Origin of the sequence: Gluconobacter cerinus (assembly GCF_025961355.1) — a bacterium.
GTDB classification, from domain to species: Bacteria; Pseudomonadota; Alphaproteobacteria; order Acetobacterales; family Acetobacteraceae; genus Gluconobacter; species Gluconobacter cerinus.
This window is the reverse complement of sequence record NZ_JAOQNM010000001.1, coordinates 2,149,208-2,165,680: the sequence shown is the minus strand read 5'-3', so window position 1 is coordinate 2,165,680 and position 16,473 is coordinate 2,149,208. Positions and strand designations below refer to the sequence as shown.

Annotated in this window: 30 protein-coding genes; all 30 read right to left on the bottom strand. The window is 55.3% G+C overall.

Annotation, left to right across the window (positions count from 1 at the left end; translation table 11 throughout):
• Positions 1–40: 40 nt before the first annotated feature.
• On the bottom strand, positions 41–211 hold the full coding sequence (locus tag M2305_RS10035; RefSeq protein ID WP_007282750.1) for a DUF1328 domain-containing protein: 171 nt from the start codon (positions 209–211) through the stop codon (positions 41–43).
• Between the two features lie 52 nt (positions 212–263).
• Entirely contained in the window at positions 264–497 is a 234-nt protein-coding gene (locus M2305_RS10030) for a hypothetical protein (protein WP_099213180.1), read from the bottom strand.
• Positions 498–609: 112 nt separating this feature from the next.
• The gene (locus tag M2305_RS10025) at positions 610–1,926 is read right to left on the bottom strand and encodes an MFS transporter (protein WP_174694847.1); all 1,317 of its coding nucleotides are present in this window, start codon (positions 1,924–1,926) and stop codon (positions 610–612) included.
• Between the two features lie 334 nt (positions 1,927–2,260).
• Positions 2,261–2,680, bottom strand: coding sequence for a 50S ribosomal protein L17 (gene rplQ, locus M2305_RS10020; RefSeq protein ID WP_046901194.1), 420 nt, complete (start codon positions 2,678–2,680; stop codon positions 2,261–2,263).
• A 28-nt stretch (positions 2,681–2,708) separates the two neighbouring features.
• Positions 2,709–3,728: a DNA-directed RNA polymerase subunit alpha gene (locus M2305_RS10015; RefSeq protein WP_046901193.1), complete on the bottom strand. Its 1,020-nt coding sequence runs from the start codon at positions 3,726–3,728 to the stop codon at positions 2,709–2,711.
• Between the two features lie 130 nt (positions 3,729–3,858).
• Positions 3,859–4,251, bottom strand: a complete 393-nt coding sequence (gene rpsK / locus M2305_RS10010; RefSeq protein WP_007282744.1) for a 30S ribosomal protein S11 — start codon at positions 4,249–4,251, stop codon at positions 3,859–3,861.
• Between the two features lie 58 nt (positions 4,252–4,309).
• Positions 4,310–4,687, bottom strand: coding sequence for a 30S ribosomal protein S13 (gene rpsM, locus M2305_RS10005; RefSeq protein WP_046901192.1), 378 nt, complete (start codon positions 4,685–4,687; stop codon positions 4,310–4,312).
• Between the two features lie 217 nt (positions 4,688–4,904).
• Positions 4,905–5,486, bottom strand: coding sequence for an adenylate kinase (locus M2305_RS10000; protein ID WP_099213179.1), 582 nt, complete (start codon positions 5,484–5,486; stop codon positions 4,905–4,907).
• Positions 5,483–6,856: a preprotein translocase subunit SecY gene (gene secY / locus M2305_RS09995; protein ID WP_264649258.1), complete on the bottom strand. Its 1,374-nt coding sequence runs from the start codon at positions 6,854–6,856 to the stop codon at positions 5,483–5,485. Before secY ends, M2305_RS10000 begins: the two co-directional genes overlap by 4 nt.
• A gap of 96 nt (positions 6,857–6,952) precedes the next feature.
• A complete protein-coding gene (gene rplO, locus M2305_RS09990) occupies positions 6,953–7,438 on the bottom strand; it encodes a 50S ribosomal protein L15 (RefSeq protein WP_264649257.1) in 486 nt (161 codons plus the stop codon).
• A gap of 1 nt (position 7,439) precedes the next feature.
• On the bottom strand, positions 7,440–7,628 hold the full coding sequence (gene rpmD, locus M2305_RS09985) for a 50S ribosomal protein L30 (RefSeq protein ID WP_046901188.1): 189 nt from the start codon (positions 7,626–7,628) through the stop codon (positions 7,440–7,442).
• A complete protein-coding gene (rpsE, locus tag M2305_RS09980) occupies positions 7,621–8,193 on the bottom strand; it encodes a 30S ribosomal protein S5 (RefSeq protein WP_046901187.1) in 573 nt (190 codons plus the stop codon). The genes rpmD and rpsE overlap by 8 nt, the downstream gene beginning before the upstream one ends.
• Before the next feature lie 12 nt (positions 8,194–8,205).
• Positions 8,206–8,568 carry a 50S ribosomal protein L18 gene (gene rplR / locus M2305_RS09975; RefSeq protein WP_046901186.1) on the bottom strand — a complete coding sequence of 121 codons (363 nt, stop codon included), beginning with the start codon at positions 8,566–8,568 and terminating at the stop codon, positions 8,206–8,208.
• Positions 8,568–9,104 (bottom strand): 50S ribosomal protein L6, encoded by a 537-nt coding sequence (gene rplF / locus M2305_RS09970; RefSeq protein ID WP_046901185.1) that lies wholly within the window; start codon positions 9,102–9,104, stop codon positions 8,568–8,570. The genes rplR and rplF overlap by 1 nt, the downstream gene beginning before the upstream one ends.
• 10 nt (positions 9,105–9,114) lie before the next feature.
• On the bottom strand, positions 9,115–9,513 hold the full coding sequence (rpsH, locus tag M2305_RS09965) for a 30S ribosomal protein S8 (RefSeq protein WP_010502111.1): 399 nt from the start codon (positions 9,511–9,513) through the stop codon (positions 9,115–9,117).
• 12 nt (positions 9,514–9,525) lie between these two features.
• A complete protein-coding gene (gene rpsN / locus M2305_RS09960) occupies positions 9,526–9,831 on the bottom strand; it encodes a 30S ribosomal protein S14 (RefSeq protein ID WP_007282734.1) in 306 nt (101 codons plus the stop codon).
• Positions 9,832–9,965: 134 nt separating this feature from the next.
• A complete protein-coding gene (gene rplE, locus M2305_RS09955; RefSeq protein ID WP_046901184.1) occupies positions 9,966–10,529 on the bottom strand; it encodes a 50S ribosomal protein L5 in 564 nt (187 codons plus the stop codon).
• An 11-nt stretch (positions 10,530–10,540) separates the two neighbouring features.
• Positions 10,541–10,861: a 50S ribosomal protein L24 gene (rplX, locus tag M2305_RS09950; protein ID WP_046901183.1), complete on the bottom strand. Its 321-nt coding sequence runs from the start codon at positions 10,859–10,861 to the stop codon at positions 10,541–10,543.
• Positions 10,861–11,229, bottom strand: a complete 369-nt coding sequence (gene rplN / locus M2305_RS09945) for a 50S ribosomal protein L14 (protein ID WP_007282731.1) — start codon at positions 11,227–11,229, stop codon at positions 10,861–10,863. Before rplN ends, rplX begins: the two co-directional genes overlap by 1 nt.
• A 12-nt stretch (positions 11,230–11,241) precedes the next feature.
• Positions 11,242–11,514: a 30S ribosomal protein S17 gene (rpsQ, locus tag M2305_RS09940; RefSeq protein WP_010502113.1), complete on the bottom strand. Its 273-nt coding sequence runs from the start codon at positions 11,512–11,514 to the stop codon at positions 11,242–11,244.
• Between the two features lie 13 nt (positions 11,515–11,527).
• The gene (gene rpmC, locus M2305_RS09935; protein ID WP_010502114.1) at positions 11,528–11,761 is read right to left on the bottom strand and encodes a 50S ribosomal protein L29; all 234 of its coding nucleotides are present in this window, start codon (positions 11,759–11,761) and stop codon (positions 11,528–11,530) included.
• A 1-nt stretch (position 11,762) separates the two neighbouring features.
• A complete protein-coding gene (gene rplP / locus M2305_RS09930; RefSeq protein ID WP_007282728.1) occupies positions 11,763–12,179 on the bottom strand; it encodes a 50S ribosomal protein L16 in 417 nt (138 codons plus the stop codon).
• A gap of 55 nt (positions 12,180–12,234) precedes the next feature.
• A complete protein-coding gene (gene rpsC, locus M2305_RS09925; RefSeq protein WP_046901182.1) occupies positions 12,235–12,912 on the bottom strand; it encodes a 30S ribosomal protein S3 in 678 nt (225 codons plus the stop codon).
• A gap of 3 nt (positions 12,913–12,915) precedes the next feature.
• The gene (gene rplV, locus M2305_RS09920) at positions 12,916–13,323 is read right to left on the bottom strand and encodes a 50S ribosomal protein L22 (RefSeq protein WP_046901181.1); all 408 of its coding nucleotides are present in this window, start codon (positions 13,321–13,323) and stop codon (positions 12,916–12,918) included.
• A gap of 2 nt (positions 13,324–13,325) precedes the next feature.
• Complete coding sequence (gene rpsS, locus M2305_RS09915) at positions 13,326–13,604, bottom strand: 30S ribosomal protein S19 (RefSeq protein WP_007282725.1); 279 nt, start codon at positions 13,602–13,604, stop codon at positions 13,326–13,328.
• A gap of 16 nt (positions 13,605–13,620) precedes the next feature.
• Complete coding sequence (gene rplB, locus M2305_RS09910) at positions 13,621–14,451, bottom strand: 50S ribosomal protein L2 (RefSeq protein ID WP_046901180.1); 831 nt, start codon at positions 14,449–14,451, stop codon at positions 13,621–13,623.
• Positions 14,452–14,466: 15 nt separating this feature from the next.
• Complete coding sequence (locus tag M2305_RS09905; protein WP_174694852.1) at positions 14,467–14,763, bottom strand: 50S ribosomal protein L23; 297 nt, start codon at positions 14,761–14,763, stop codon at positions 14,467–14,469.
• A gap of 41 nt (positions 14,764–14,804) precedes the next feature.
• The gene (gene rplD, locus M2305_RS09900) at positions 14,805–15,419 is read right to left on the bottom strand and encodes a 50S ribosomal protein L4 (RefSeq protein WP_046901178.1); all 615 of its coding nucleotides are present in this window, start codon (positions 15,417–15,419) and stop codon (positions 14,805–14,807) included.
• Positions 15,420–15,430: 11 nt separating this feature from the next.
• Complete coding sequence (rplC, locus tag M2305_RS09895) at positions 15,431–16,114, bottom strand: 50S ribosomal protein L3 (protein ID WP_046901177.1); 684 nt, start codon at positions 16,112–16,114, stop codon at positions 15,431–15,433.
• Between the two features lie 10 nt (positions 16,115–16,124).
• On the bottom strand, positions 16,125–16,433 hold the full coding sequence (rpsJ, locus tag M2305_RS09890; RefSeq protein ID WP_007282720.1) for a 30S ribosomal protein S10: 309 nt from the start codon (positions 16,431–16,433) through the stop codon (positions 16,125–16,127).
• Positions 16,434–16,473: the final 40 nt, after the last annotated feature.

Below are 16,473 nucleotides of genomic sequence, written 5' to 3'. Positions count from 1 at the left end.
CGCCCTTTTTTATGGCCTCTTCAGGCAGAAGATGCGGCTCTTAGAGAGCGTGCAGTCCGGCAACACCGGCCAGGATCGCCAGAACGGCCAACACCAGGAAGATAATGAAAAACAGCTTGGCGATACCTGCGGTCGCGGCAGAAATGCCCGAGAAGCCGAACACGCCAGCAATGATGGAAATGATAAAGAAAACGATAGCATAGTGCAGCATGGGACATGATCCTTGAATTATAGGTCGTGGTCATGTCGTAACGTCATGCGCCTCAGGAAGGTTTCTTTCCTGAAAAAAGAGTACGTGCGAACAACAGACCGCTGAGAAATGCGGAAAACAGTAAGAACAACGGCTGATCCACCATCAGATCGGCGACAACTGCCCTACTTTCTTTTAAGAACGAGCAAATATTTTTCTTTGCACGGGTGCAATCGACGACCCGCCCAGCCCCATCCTGCAAGGATGGCACGCTCTCATCCAGATATGACGCCAGATCCGCATCCATAGTTTTCAACTCCAAAACCATTTCATCCACGACATATAAAAACAGGGGCAGCTCGATAACGAACCACCCCTGCTCTTTTACAGCTTAACAACGAAGATGTGACAGATCGCTCTTAGTGACCGACAGTCGTGCTCACTTCGCCTCGGGCCGTAGCTTCTTCTGTGTAACGACGAGCCTCAGGAGAAATCTTAAGGGCAAGCGTCATACCAGCGGAAGCAAGGTAGATCACAGCAAATGTCCAGATCACATAGCTCATGCCCGGACCGAAAACCGCTCCACAGAACGAGACGATTGCCGGACCAACCCATGTCGAGGCACCTGCGCCGAGACCCAGAATGGACAGAGCTGCAGCTTTTTCACGTGGGCAAATCTGCGGCATCAGGCCTGAAAGCGGCACGAAGGCAGCGACCGTTGCACCATAGAAAATGCCTGCTGCGGCAACTGCCCAGAAATTCCCCGGGTACCAGATTGGCACATAGTAAAACAGCGGAATGGCAATGAAGCCGCCGATACCGCCGAAGACCGACACCACGAAACGATGTCCCAAAGTGTCAGCAATCATGCCGGAGACAAGGTTAAACAGGATGTTGCTGAGGAAGATCAGCGACAGCAGGTTGAGCCATTGTTCGAGGCTAAAGTGCAGCTGGTCTACAAAGAACGCTGGCATGATGGCAAGGAAAGCGTATTCCGAAGACGTATCGATAATACGGACAATGCCAGCAATCGTCGTTTTGGGTTCACGCCACATGATGCTGAGTGAGCCAAAGAAAATATCTTTGGTGGGCACGTGATCAGGCAGAAGACGCTTCTTGCCTGTAGGCTCATGCGTAAACAGCAATGCGACGAGACCACCGATAATCACCAGTCCCAGTGAGCACCAGAACGTCTTGAGTTCACCAAGATATGGGATCGTGTAGCGTGCAAACTGGGAGCCAAGTGTCGGCAGACCCGCAGAGAAAGAGAACCAGAACCATCCAGCAGCCGATCCAAGCATGGCAGCCGGGGTGGCGGCAGCAATCCACACGAGGAAACCGTATGCGAACAGCGGATAGGCAAATCCACGCAGCGCATAAAAGAGAAGGATCATAGGCCCGCTATTCGGACCAAGCCCGAATGTCAGGAAGCAGACTTCCAGAAGAGCCCACAGGATCAGGCCGATCCACATGACCTTTTTGGGGCCCATCAGATCAGACAGAGGCCCGGAAAACCAAGCGGCAATCATGACCGTGATGCCGTAAAGAGTGAAGAGTTCGTTGACGAACCCTTGGGAGTGGCCGTGGTGCAGCATGTAGGTGTCGAGATATCCGGCTTCGACACCGTCTCCCACCATGAATAAAAGCTGACCAACAAAAGCCCAGAAAAGGGCGCGTGGGATGCCAAGAATTTCCGCTAGTCCGCGTTTAGGTGCGGCTGTTTCGGACATTTTCATGCTCTCCAGGCATAGGCGCGTCACGAACCTGCTTCGACCTCATTGCCGAAACAGATATGGGAGGCGTCGTTGCGGGCCCTACGAGAGTGCTCGGACCCGTTTCTCAAAATTATGCAGGACAGCGAGGCCAACAGATTGTCGACCTTCAGGAAAAGAGACACCCTCCCCGCCCTGACGGGCGGGAGAAAAACAGCCGGTTAAAAAACCAGACGGGAATCGTCCTGCAAGAGATGTGGAAAAACTACACACTCTGCACAGCAATGTGAACCGCAGAATAAAAAAAAGGCCGGTGCATTGCTGCACCGGCCTTTCTTTCGTCTCAAAACGAGAAGCCTCAGGCGGCTTCCTGCTCTTCTGCAACTGGCTTCGGACCGCTGTCCTGGCCCTTGGCATCAACATCACGCTCTACGAGTTCGATGACTGCCATATCGGCATTGTCGCCGTAGCGTACGCCAGCCTTCAGAACGCGGGAGTAGCCACCGGCACGAGCCTTGTAGCGCTCTGCAACCGTGCTGAAGAGCTTGCTGACAACCGTGTCATCACGCAGCTGAGCGAATGCCTGACGACGAGCGTGCAGGTCACCGCGCTTACCGAGAGTGATCAGCTTCTCAACAACCGGGCGAAGTTCTTTCGCCTTCGGCAGAGTCGTCGTGATCTGCTCGTGCTTGATGAGTGCGACGGCCATGTTGCGGAACATGGCAGCGCGGTGAGAAGAGGTGACATTGAGCTTACGCCCGCTCACACCATGACGCATTGCTAGTTTTCCTTACCCTAAGAAGTTCTCAAAACGTCTCGTCGAGACGCTTGGCCAGATCCTCGATGTTCTCGGGCGGCCAGGCCGGGACGCTCATGCCGAGCGACAGCCCCATACCGGTGAGAACTTCCTTGATCTCGTTGAGCGATTTACGCCCGAAGTTTGGCGTACGGAGCATTTCCTGTTCGGACTTCTGCACCAGATCGCCAATGTAAACAATGTTGTCGTTCTTGAGGCAGTTGGCGCTACGCACCGAAAGCTCGAGCTCGTCAACCTTGCGAAGAAGATTGCGGTTGAACGGCAGGTCATCCTGCGGCTCTTCATGCTGGACCGGACGCGGCTCATCAAAGTTGATGAACAGCTGAAGCTGATCCTGAAGAATACGCGCAGCAAGAGCCAGACTGTCTTCCGGCGTCACAGCACCGTTCGTCTCAACCGTCAGCAGCAGCTTATCGTAGTCAGTAACCTGACCAACGCGGGTCTGCTCGACCTTGTAAGACACGCGACGAACCGGCGAGTAGATTGCATCGATCGGAATCATACCAATCGGAGCATCTTCCGGACGGTTTGCAACAGCAGCAACGTAACCCTTGCCCATGTTGACGGTGAACTCCATTCCGAGCTTCACACCATCATCAAGAGTGCAGATCACGAGATCAGGGTTCATGATTTCAATATCATGCCCAGCCTGAATCTGTCCTGCCGTCACTTCTCCCGGACCAGTCGCCGTGAGAATCATGCGCTTCGGTCCCTCACTGTGCATACGCAGAGCGAGTTGCTTAACGTTCAGGACGATGTCCGTAACGTCTTCGCGCACACCTGGAACAGCCGAGAACTCATGCAGAACGCCATCAATCTGAATGGCTGTTACTGCAGCGCCCTGTAGTGAGGACAGAAGAATACGACGCAGCGCATTACCGAGCGTCATACCGAAACCGCGCTCCAGCGGCTCCGCCACGACTGTGGCGATGCGCGAGGCAACCGGGCCGGGCTCGACTTCAAGCTTCTCCGGCTTGATGAGGGACTGCCAGTTTTTCTGGAGAACCAAGGTCGTGGCCTTTCAAACAACGAAGCCCGCCAACAAAAATTGGCGGCACCTGGCCCGCACAAATCGTGCGGAGGGAGATGCAATCACTACACATGCCGCGCATCCTCACGAACGCGCGGCATGGCATCACTCAAACGCGACGACGCTTGCGCGGACGGCAGCCGTTATGGGGCACCGGCGTCATGTCACGGATGGACGTAATCGTGAAGCCAACAGCCTGCAGCGCGCGAAGAGCGCTTTCACGCCCCGAACCCGGGCCGGACACTTCGATCTCAAGCGTTTCCATGCCGTGCTCGCGAGCCTTGCGGCCTGCGTCTTCTGCAGCAACCTGTGCCGCATACGGTGTGGACTTACGCGAGCCCTTGAAGCCCTGTGCGCCCGAGGAGGACCATGCAATTGCATTACCCTGCGCATCGGAGATCGTGATCATGGTGTTGTTGAACGTGGAAAGCACGTGAGCAACGCCAGAGATGATATTCTTGCGCTCTTTCTTGCGAATGCGCGGTGCTGCGGCCTTAGCCATAATAGAGGTCGTCCTAAAAGTTAGCGAGAAGCGTCAGAGTGAAGCAGTCAGGCGCGAATTAGCGCGTGACCTTCTTCTTGCCAGCAATCGCCACTGCCTTACCCTTACGGGTACGTGCGTTCGTGTGCGTACGCTGACCGCGGACCGGAAGGCCGCGACGATGACGCAGACCGCGGTAGCAGCCCAGATCCATCAGACGCTTGATGTTCATAGCGGTTTCGCGACGCAGGTCGCCTTCAACGCGGTGCTCACCGTCGATCAGTTCACGGATCTTTACGATCTCGTCATCAGACAGTTCGTTGACGCGCTTTGCATCGGGGATACCGAGCTTGCTGCAGATTGCCTGCGCGGTCGACGGGCCAATGCCGTAGACATAGCGCAGGCTGATGACCACCCGCTTGTTGGTCGGAATGTTTACGCCGGCAATACGTGCCACGCCAATTCTCCCATCGACGCGATCAATTGACCGCGTCAGCCTGTTTCATGTCCGGTCGAAACCGGATCGTTTGCATCGCAGGCATGTCAGCTCCCAGTCCGATTCCGGAACCCAGGGCCACCTTCACGCCACAGATATGTCGAGGGCGCGCAATATACCGGGCACCCCCCTTGAGTCAAATGAGAATGATCACTTCTGCGTGATCATTCTCATTTCTTCAATTTTTTGCGGTCTTTCCGATGAGTGCATCAATCTCTGCACCCACTTCGTCAACGCCCAGCATTCCATCAACATGCTTCAAACGACCAGCCTTCTCATAATAAGGAAGGATTGGTGCAGTCTGACGGCGATAGATATCAAGACGAGATCTCACCACCTCAGGATTGTCATCTGGCCGACGTGTACCATCTTCCGCAGTACGACTGGCAATACGCTCGACAAGCTGATCTTCGGCGACATCCAGAAGAATGACGGCGTCAATCTTCAACCCATCGGTGCCCAGCATGGCATCAAGTGCTTCCGCCTGGCTTTCCGTTCTTGGGAAGCCGTCCAGAATAAACCCCTGAGCGCAGTCGGGCTGCGCTATACGCCCCTGGATCATCTTTACCATGATAGGATCAGGAAGGAATTCTCCCCTTTCCATAATGGCCTTAGCCTCCTGTCCGATAGGCGTGCCAGCAGCAACTTCAGCGCGCAGCATATCTCCAGTGGAGATTTGCTTAAGGCCATAAAGCTGCTCAAGACGCTTTGCCTGCGTCCCCTTACCTGCCCCAGGAGGACCAAGAAGAATAATATTCATCGACGCTTGTTTCCTCCCGAAACACCATTCCTGGAACCACGGCTACGCTGCTTGCGGATCAACCCCTGATACTGATGTGCAACAAGATGGGACTGAACCTGCGTCACAGTATCGATCGTTACGGACACGATAATGATGAGGCTCGTACCGCCAAAATAAAATGGCACGTTGTACTTGCTGATCAAAATCTGCGGCAGAAGACAAACAACAACCAGATACAGAGCACCGATTGTGGTCAGCCTCGACAGGATGCGATCAAAATACGACGCCGTGCTTGCCCCAGGACGGATACCCGGAATAAAGCCCCCCTGCTTCCGCAGGTTCTCCGCCGTTTCTTCAGGATTGAACGTCACAGCCGCGTAGAAGTATGAAAAAAACAGGATCATTGCGGCATAGAACAGCATGTAAAGAGGCTGTCCCTGACCAAGCTGCTGCCCGAGAACGGAAAGCCAACCCGGCATATTATGCCCATTCATGAACCCTGAAATCGTCACAGGAATCAGCAACACGGAAGAAGCAAAAATGGGAGGGATTACACCTGCCGTATTGACCTTCAGCGGCATGTGAGTGGAGTCACCACCAAACATGCGATTGCCAATCTGACGCTTCGGATACTGGATCACAACACGACGCTGCGCCTGCTCCATGAAGACGATAAAGGCAATGACGGCAATCGCCATAACCAAAAAGATCATCACGAAGATTGGGGACAAAGCTCCGGTGCGACCCAGTTCAAACAAACTAGCCAGCGCATGGGGAAGATTGGCGACAATACCCGCAAAAATAATTAGCGAAATACCGTTACCAACACCCCGTGATGTGATCTGCTCGCCAAGCCACATCAAGAACATCGTGCCACCCACCAGCGTCACGACACACGACGCGAGGAAGAAGACACCCGGCATCACCACAGCGCTTGCGCCATGAGACGTCATGTTCTCCAGCCCAACGGCGATGCCGTATGCTTGGAAGAGCGCAATGAAAACAGTGAGGTAGCGGGTATACTGGTTAAGCTTTTTTCGCCCCGCCTCACCCTCTTTCTTCATTACCTCCATAGACGGAAGAGCAGTTGAAAGAAGCTGAATGATAATCGATGCACTGATGTACGGCATGATGTTCAGGGCGAACACAGTCATGCGTCCGAGAGCACCACCCGTGAACATGTCGAACATGCCCAGAATGCCACCCTGATGCTGTGCCAGCAGCTGACCCATGACTGTCGCATCAACACCAGGAACAGGAATGTATGTTCCGAGGCGATAAACGATAAGGGCCAAAAGCGTAAACCAGATACGCTTCTTGAGTTCAGTCGCCTTGGCAAAGGAACTCATATTGAGATTGGCGGCGAGCTGCTCTGCTGCGGAAGCCATCCACCTGTCCTTTCATGAAAACAGCGTCGCCGCACATCTGCACGGGACGCTGTTCACTATCTAACCATACCCCAGATAAATCTGGGAGAGGAGAACTCAGGCTTCAGCCTGAACTTCCTTCTTCGGTGCAAGCACCTTAACGGAGCCACCAGCCTTCTCGACAGCAGCGAGAGCTGCTGCGGAAGCACCGTCGACTTCGATGGTTACGCCATGCGAAAGTTCACCCTTCGCAAGAAGACGAACACCATGGGCCTTGCCATTGACAAGCCCAGCAGCGCGAAGTGTTGCTTCCGTGACAGGAGCCGACTTATCCAGCTTGCCTGCTTCAATAGCCTTGGAAATCGCGCCAAGGTTTACCGGAGCATATTCCTTGCGGAAGATGTTCACGAAGCCACGCTTAGGCATACGGCGATACAGCGGAAGCTGACCACCTTCAAAGCCATTCAGCGAGACGCCTTCACGAGCCTTCTGACCCTTAACACCGCGTCCGGAGGTCTTACCCTTACCGGAACCAATGCCACGTCCTAGGCGCTTCTTGCGATAACGAGAGCCCTCGTTATCGCGCAATTCGTTGAGGTTCATTTCAACCCTCCACCTGGATGAGGTGGGCAACCTTGCGGATCATCCCACGCACAGCCGGAGTATCTTCCAGCGTACGGGTGGAACCGATACCGCGCAGACCAAGACCAACAAGGGTCTCAGCCTGGCCCGGTTTGCGACCAATGACAGAAGCGATCTGCTTTACCTGAACGGTCTTACCGTTTTCAGACATTTGCAGTCTCCTCGGTCTGAGCCTGCTCGCGCTTACCGAAAAGTTCAGCGGCCTTCTTGCCACGACGCGAAGCGACGTTGCGAGGGCTGCTTGCCTTTTCAAGGGCAGCGAACGTAGCCTTGATCATGTTGTGCGGGTTACGCGTTCCGAGGCTCTTAGCGACAACGTCGTTAACACCCAGGCTCTCGAAAACCGCACGCATCGGACCACCGGCGATGATACCCGTACCGGCCTCAGCCGCACGAACAACAACCTTACCAGCGCCGTAGTGACCTGACGTATCATGATGAAGGGTACGACCCTCCTTCATTGGTACGCGGATCATCGTACGCTTGGCGCGCTCGGTAGCCTTACGGATAGCTTCGGGCACTTCACGAGCTTTACCCGCACCGTAACCAACGCGTCCCTTCTGATCGCCAACAACAACCAGCGCTGCGAAAGCAAAGCGACGGCCACCCTTAACAACCTTGGCAACACGATTGATGGTTACGAGCTTGTCGACCAGATCGTCGCCCTGCTCGCGCTCACGACCACCACGGCCGCCTTCTCTTGGCTCACGTGCCATGTGTGATCCTCCTTAGAACGAGAGTCCGCCCTCACGGGCAGCCTCTGCCAGGGCCTTGACCCGGCCATGATAGACATAAGCGCCGCGATCAAACACGACGGCCGTCACGCCAGCTGCCAAGCCACGTTCCGCGATCAGCTTGCCGATCGCCGAAGCTGCGTCCACGTTAGCACCGGTGTTGCCATTGTCGCGGAGCTCTTTTTCCAGCGTAGATGCGCTGGCAAGAGTACGACCCTGTGCATCGTCGATGATCTGGGCGTGAATGTGCTTGCTGGAACGGAAGACCGACAAACGCGGCCGGCCGCCGCTCTTGCGACGAAGCTGGAAACGCAGCCGCTGACGGCGACGTTCCTGCAATCCTTGCTGCGATGCCATTACTTCTTCTTACCTTCCTTGCGACGCAGAACTTCCGTGTCATAACGAACGCCCTTGCCCTTGTATGGCTCAGGCTTGCGGAAGCTGCGAATATCGAGAGCGACCTGACCAACGCGCTGCTTGTCGTTGCCTTCAACAACAATAGCGGTCGGACGCGGCGTGGTGATCTTGATACCGGCCGGAATCGGATAAACGACATCGTGCGAGAAGCCGAGGTTCATCACCAGATTGGATCCCTGAACAGCAGCACGGAAACCCGTACCCTGAATTTCAAGACCCTTGGTGAAACCAACAGACACACCCTTGACCATATTTGCGATCAGAGCGCGCGTCGTTCCCCACATCGTCCAGTTTTCACGGGAGCGACGACCAATCGGAGCAACTGCAACTGAGTTGTCTTCGATTTTCACGTCCACGTGACGAGAAACCGGGAAGCTCAGTTCACCAAGCTTGCCTTTGGCCGTGAAGACACCGTTGGCAACTGCGACCTGCACACCTGCCGGAACTTCTACGGGATATTTACCTACGCGAGACATGCGACCCTCCTCAGAAGACGCGGCAGAGAACCTCGCCGCCAACATTGGCAGCGCGGGCCTCGACGTCCGAAAGGACGCCACGCGGGGTGGACAGGATCGACACACCAAGGCCGGCATAAACGCGCGGAAGTTCCTTGATCTTCGAATAGACACGACGGCCAGGCTTGGAGACCCTATGGATTTCCTTAATGACCGGCTGCCCTTCAACGTACTTCAGCTCAATACGGAGCTGCGATACGCCCTTACGGACTTCTTCCGTGGAAAAACCACGGATGTAACCTTCACGCTTCAGAGCCTCAAGCACGTTCGTGCGAAGCTTGGAAGCGGGCGCAACGCAGGCAGCATGACGAGCACGCTGAGCATTACGGATCCGGGTAAGCATATCACCCAGTGGATCAGACAACGACATTCGATCTATCCCTTACCAGCTCGACTTGACCATGCCAGGAATCTGGCCGGCGGACGCAAGATCACGCAGAGCGATACGGCAAAGCTCGAACTTACGGTAGTTAGCACGGGGACGACCGGTCAGCTTGCAACGAAGACGGACGCGCGTTGCGGATCCGTTACGTGGCATCTGTGCCAGCTTAAGAGTCGCTTCAAATCGGTCTTCAACCGAAAGGGAACGATCCTTGATGATGTTTTTAAGAGCGGTCCGCTTTTCCTTATCGCGCTTTGCAAGAGCTGCGCGATGGTTATTACGGTTAACCGCTGAGATCTTCGCCATCTCGAATTTTCTCCCGGAACCTGTCAGGCCTATCCCGACGGTTTTCCAATCTGCGTGTCTATAAAGGAAAGCGGCCTTCCAATGGAAGGCCGAATCCTTATTTTTAGTCGCGATCGGTCTGAAAAATTACCTGATCAACCTGCAAACGGCAGATCGAAGGCCTTCAGCAGAGCCTTTGCTTCGGCATCGGTCTTTGCAGTGGTCACGAAGATGATGTCCATACCGCGAACGGCATCGATCTTGTCATATTCGATTTCCGGGAAAACAATCTGTTCCTTGATGCCCATGGCGAAGTTGCCACGACCATCAAAGCCCTTGTTTGCCGGAAGACCACGGAAATCACGAATGCGAGGCATTGCGATCGTCACGAGACGGTCGAGGAACTCATACATACGCTGACGACGCAGAGTAACCTTACAACCGATCGGAAGACCTTCACGGATCTTGAAGCCAGCAATAGCCTTGCGTGCCAGCGTCTTAACCGGCTTTTGGCCGGAGATCGCTGCCATTTCAGCAACTGCTGCATCCAGCTTCTTCTGGTCGCCAGCTGCTTCACCGACGCCCATGTTCAGCACGATCTTCTCGAGCTTAGGAACCTGCATCGGGTTTGCGTAGCCGAACTGCTCGAGAAGCTGCTTACGAAGAATTTCTTCGTAGCGCTGCTGCATACGCGGCAAAGCGGTGTTGTTATCGCTCATTTTTGCGTTCCTCAGCCTTCGATCACTTCGCCGGTTGCCTTAGCAACACGAACTTTGCGACCGTCTTCAAGAACCCGAAAGCCAACGCGTGTCGGCTTACCGCTCTTGGGATCAACCAGCTTCAGGTTTGACAGATGGATCGGCATTTCCTGCTCGATGATACCACCTTCTCCACCTGCGCGGTTGGGCTTCGTGTGACGCTTAGCGATAGCTACGCCGCGGACGACAGCTTTCTCAGCTTTTGGCATCACTGAAAGGACTTCACCACGAACGCCCCGGGATTTGCCGGAAAGAACGAGGACCTGATCGCCTTTTTTAATACGTGCAGCCATTACAGCACCTCCGGCGCCAGGGAGATAATCTTCATGAACTTGCGTGCACGCAGTTCACGAACGACCGGGCCAAAGATACGCGTGCCAATCGGCTCCTGCTGCTTGTTAATCAGCACAGCAGCATTCTTGTCAAAACGGATCGCAGATCCGTCTGCACGACGTACCGGATAAGACGTACGAACGATAACGGCCTGATGGACGTCACCCTTCTTCACCTTACCGCGGGGAATGGCTTCCTTAACGGATACGACAATGATGTCGCCGACCGAGGCAGTCTTCCGCTTGGAGCCGCCCAGCACCTTGATGCACTGCACCCGACGCGCACCGGAATTATCGGCGACGTCAAGGTTGGTCTCGGGATGAATCATGTGCCTACCCCCTTATGCGCTGACGGAAGAGGAAGCCGAAGCCATGTCCTCTCCGTTGCGTGCGACGACAGACCAAGTCTTGCGCTTGGAAATCGGTGCGCATTCTTCAATGCGAACCAGATCGCCAATTTGGCAGACGTTGGCTTCATCATGAGCCGCATACTTTTTGGAGCGGCGGATGAATTTCTTATAGAGCGGGTGCATGATACGACGATCAACAAGAACGGTAACCGTCTTGTCCATCTTGTCGCTCGTTACTCGCCCTGTCAGGACGCGCCTTGGCATCGTCCGTCTCCTCTCAGGACTTTGCGGCGGACGTTTGGGCGCCCGCACGGTTCTTCGATTGATGAGCCAGTGTCTTGATGCGCGCGACAGCACGACGCACGACCTTAACACGGCTTGTGTTTTCCGACTGCCCGGTGGCAGCCGCAAAACGGTGATTGATCTGTTCGCGCTTCAGATCGATGAGCAGAGCGTTCAGCTCGTCCTCGCTCTTCGCGCGCAGATCTGCAGGCTTGTACGTGTCGGCCATCTTACGCGTCTCCGATACGCTGAACGAACTTGGTCTTGATCGGAAGCTTTGCAGCTCCCAGGCTCAGTGCCAAGCGAGCGACTTCCGGCGGAACGCCTTCGATCTCAAACAGGATGCGACCTGGCTTGACACGAGCTGCCCAGTACTCTGGGGAACCCTTGCCCGAGCCCATACGCACTTCTGCAGGCTTTGTCGAGACCGGAAGGTCAGGAAAAATACGAATCCATACGCGACCGGCACGCTTCATCGCACGAGTAATAGCACGACGGGACGCTTCGATCTGACGGGCCGTGATCCGCTCTGGCTCAAGAGCCTTCAGACCATATGCACCGAAGTTCAGCTGCGTTCCGCTTTTCGCAAGACCGTGGATACGGCCTTTGTGAGCTTTACGAAACTTTGTCCGCTTTGGGGAAAGCATGTTGTTAAATCCTCAATCAGCACCAGCAATGGAACTGTAGGCTTTCGCCTACAATTCAACGTTGCGGAGCCTGCTCCGCGGCACGACGGTCTTGTGCCAGGGGGTCATGAGCCAGGATCTCACCCTTGAAGATCCAGACCTTCACACCGCAGGTTCCATAAGTCGTCTTGGCCGTCGCCGTGCCATAGTCGATATCAGCGCGGAGCGTATGCAACGGCACACGTCCCTCACGATACTTCTCGTCACGTGCGATTTCGGCACCACCTAGACGTCCGCTGCAAGTAATACGGATGCCCTGGGCGCCCAGACGCATTGCAGACTGGATTGCGCGCTTCATGGCGCGGCGGAAAGCAACGCGACGCTCAAGCTGCTGAGCAATGTTTTCAGCAACCAGAGTTGCGTCGATTTCCGGCTTACGGATCTCAACGATGTTCAGCGCCACGTCGGTCTTCGCCATACGGCTCAGTTCCTTACGCAGTGCATCGATGTCCTGACCCTTCTTACCGATCACGACACCCGGACGGGCAGCGTAGATCGTTACGCGGGGCTTCTTTGCCGGACGCTCGATAACAACACGAGAGACGCCAGCACCAGACAGCTTACGACGCAGGAATGCACGCAGCTTAAGGTCTTCGTGAAGAAGACGTGCATAGTCTGCACCTGCGTACCAGCGGCTATCCCAGGTACGGTTAACACCGAGCCGAAGCCCGATTGGATTGACCTTATGTCCCATGGATCAAGCTGCCTTCTGCTCTTCGCTGGTTTCCGACGCTTCTGCAGCTTCGGCCACAACAATCTTCAGGTGGCTGAAGAACTTTTCAACGCGAGCCGAGCGACCACGGCCACGAGCGTGAAAACGCTTCATGACGATGGACTTGCCGACTTCAGCCGTCTTCACAACCAGACGATCAACGTCCAGCTGATGATTGTTCTCAGCGTTGGCCACGGCGCTCTCAAGAGTCTTCTTGACCTGCTGCGCGATACGACGACGCGAGAAGGTCAGAGCGGCAATAGCCTTGTCAGCTGGCTGGTTACGGATCATTGCCGCAACCAGGTTCAGCTTACGCGGGCTAACACGGATGTTACGCGTAATTGCTTGCGCTTCCGTATCAGCAAGCGTGCGGATGTGCTTCGGCTTGCTCATTTTCAGCCCCGCTTCGACTTCTTGTCAGAGCCATGACCGGTGTAGGTCCGTGTCGGTGAGAATTCACCGAACTTGTGACCGACCATGTTCTCCGTGACCTGCACAGGCAGGAACTTGTGACCATTATAGACGCCGAACGTAAGCCCGACGAACTGCGGCAGAATCGTGGAACGACGTGACCAGATCTTGATCACTTCGTTACGACCAGAAGCACGTGCTGCTTCTGCTTTGCCGAACAGATACCCGTCAACGAACGGGCCCTTCCAGACGGAACGTGCCATCTCTGTTTGCCCCCTCTTACTTGCCGGACTTACGGCGACGGATGATCAAGCTATCCGTCTTTTTGTTAACACGCGTCTTGTAACCCTTCGTCGGAACGCCCCAAGGCGTAACCGGGTGACGGCCACCAGAGGTACGACCTTCACCACCACCATGTGGGTGATCGACCGGGTTCATGACAACGCCACGGTTGTGCGGACGACGTCCGAGCCAACGGGAACGTCCAGCTTTACCCATGTGCTGGTTCATGTTGTCCGGGTTAGAGACAGCACCAACCGTTGCCATGCATTCGCCGCGAACAAGACGTAGCTCACCAGACTGAAGCTTGATCTGGGCGTAGCCCGCATCTTTACCGACGAGCTGAGCATACGTTCCAGCGGAACGTGCCATCTTGCCGCCAGCACCTGGCTTCAGTTCAATGTTGTGAACAATCGTACCAACCGGCATAGCGCCGAGAGACATCGCATTGCCCGGCTTCACGTCCGTATGGGCGCCAGAGATGACGCGATCGCCAACCTTGATGCGCTGCGGAGCCAGAATGTAAGCAAGCTCGCCGTCATCGTACTTGATGAGTGCGATAAACGCCGTACGATTTGGATCGTACTCAAGGCGCTCAATCGTTGCACCCACATCGAACTTACGACGCTTGAAATCGACGTAACGATAGGACTGCTTGTGCCCGCCGCCACGGAACCGAACTGTCGTACGGCCGTGGTTATTACGACCGCCAGACTTGTTCTTACCTTCCGTCAGCTGCTTGACCGGCTTGCCCTTCCAGAGCTCGCTACGATCAATCAGCACGGTGCCGCGTGTGCTCGGCGTCGTGGGATTAAAGTGCTTTAGTGCCATGGTTATTACCCCGCGTCAGCCCAGCTTCGCTGTAAGGTCAATGGATTGACCTTCTGCTAGCTGTACATACGCCTTCTTGATGTCAGAGCGGCGACCAGGACGACCCTTGACGCGCTTCGTCTTACCCTTCTGGACCAGCGTGTTCACGCCAGAAACCTTAACATTGAAGAGCTTTTCGACAGCGGCCTTGATCTGCGGCTTGGTTGCAGTCGTGGAGACCTTGAAAACAACCTGATTACGCTCCGAAAGAAGCGTAGCCTTTTCCGTGATCAGCGGCGAACGGACCACATCGTAAAGAGCTTCCTGAGACATGTTCTCAGCTGTCTTACGTGCGTTCATGACAATAGAGATGGTCATGCCAGACGCTCCTTAAGACCCTCAAGACCCGCACGGGTAATAACCAGTACATCGTGGTTGAGGATGTCATAGACGTTCGCGCCGATGGTCGGCAGGACGTCAATCTTCGGCAGGTTCGCAACCGCACGAGCAAACTGCTCATCAACCGCACCATCCACGATCAACGCGGAGGACCAGCCGAGAACCTTGAGCTTAGCAGCAGCTTCACGGGTCTTGCTCACGCCATTGGCGGTATCGAGCACAACCAGCTTGCCAGCAGCAGCCTTCTGCGACAGCGCAGAAATCAGGCCGAGACGACGAACCTTCTTTGGCAGATCGTATCCGTGGTCACGGACAACCGGACCATGAACAACGCCACCCGTACGGAACTGCGGCGCACGCAGCGAGCCCTGACGTGCAGAACCGGTGCCCTTCTGGCGGAACGGCTTCTTCGTCGTGCCAGAAACTTCACCCATGCCTTTGGTGCGATGCGTACCAGCGCGGCGCTTAGCCAGCTGCCAGTGAACAACTCGCGCCATGATGTCGGCACGCGGAGAAACCGCGAAAATCTCTTCTGGAAGCGCGACTGAGCCAGCGCTGCCATTATCGAGGGTCTTGATATCGTATTCCATGCCCCTCGTCCTCAACCGGCGGCCGCTACGACTGCAGCCGGGTACGGCGCATCGGCGTGGCGAGCCTTCTTGATTGCATCGCGAATCAGCACAAGGCTATTCTTCGCACCAGGAATCGCACCCCTGACCATGATCAGGTTACGCTCTTCATCCACGGCTGCCACTTCCAGGTTCAGCGTTGTAACACGCTCGTCACCCATATGACCTGCCATCTTCTTGCCCTTGAAGACCTTGCCAGGATCCTGGCGCTGGCCCGTAGAACCATGAGAACGGTGGCTAATGGAAACGCCGTGAGAGGCTTCAAGGCCAGCGAAGTTATGACGCTTCATAACACCCGCAAAACCTTTACCCTTACTCTGGCCCGTGACATCAACTTTCTGCCCAACCACGAAATGGTTAGCGGAGAGCTTTGCGCCGGCCTCAAGCAGAGCATCTTCCGCAACGCGGAACTCTACGAGGTGCTTCTTCGGCTCAACCTTGGTACGGGCAAAGTGGCCACGATTTGCCTTGGTGACATTCTTCACCTTGGCATTACCAAGACCGAGCTGAACGGCTGTATAGCCATCACGCTCATTCGTGCGGGTATCTACAACCTGAACTTCGTCAAGGTGCAGGACCGTCACAGGCACATGAGTGCCGTCTTCTTTAAACAGCCGGGTCATCCCCAGCTTTTTTGCAATCAATCCGGTACGCATCGTCTGGACCTTAGAGTTTGATCTCGACATCAACGCCAGCGGCGAGGTCGAGCTTCATGAGGGCGTCCACGGTCTGCGGTGTCGGCTCGACAATGTCGAGCAGCCGGCGGTGAGTCCGAATTTCGAACTGCTCGCGGCTTTTCTTATCCACGTGTGGCGAACGGTTCACCGTGAAACGTTCGATATGCGTCGGCAGCGGGATCGGACCCCGAACCCGCGCACCCGTACGCTTCGCCGTGTTTACGATCTCTTTGGTGCTGTTGTCCAGCACTCGATGATCGTACGCCTTAAGGCGAATGCGGATGTTCTGGTTGTCCATAGTCTTAATTCGTCCAACTCAAAAATTCGGGTCTCGTCCT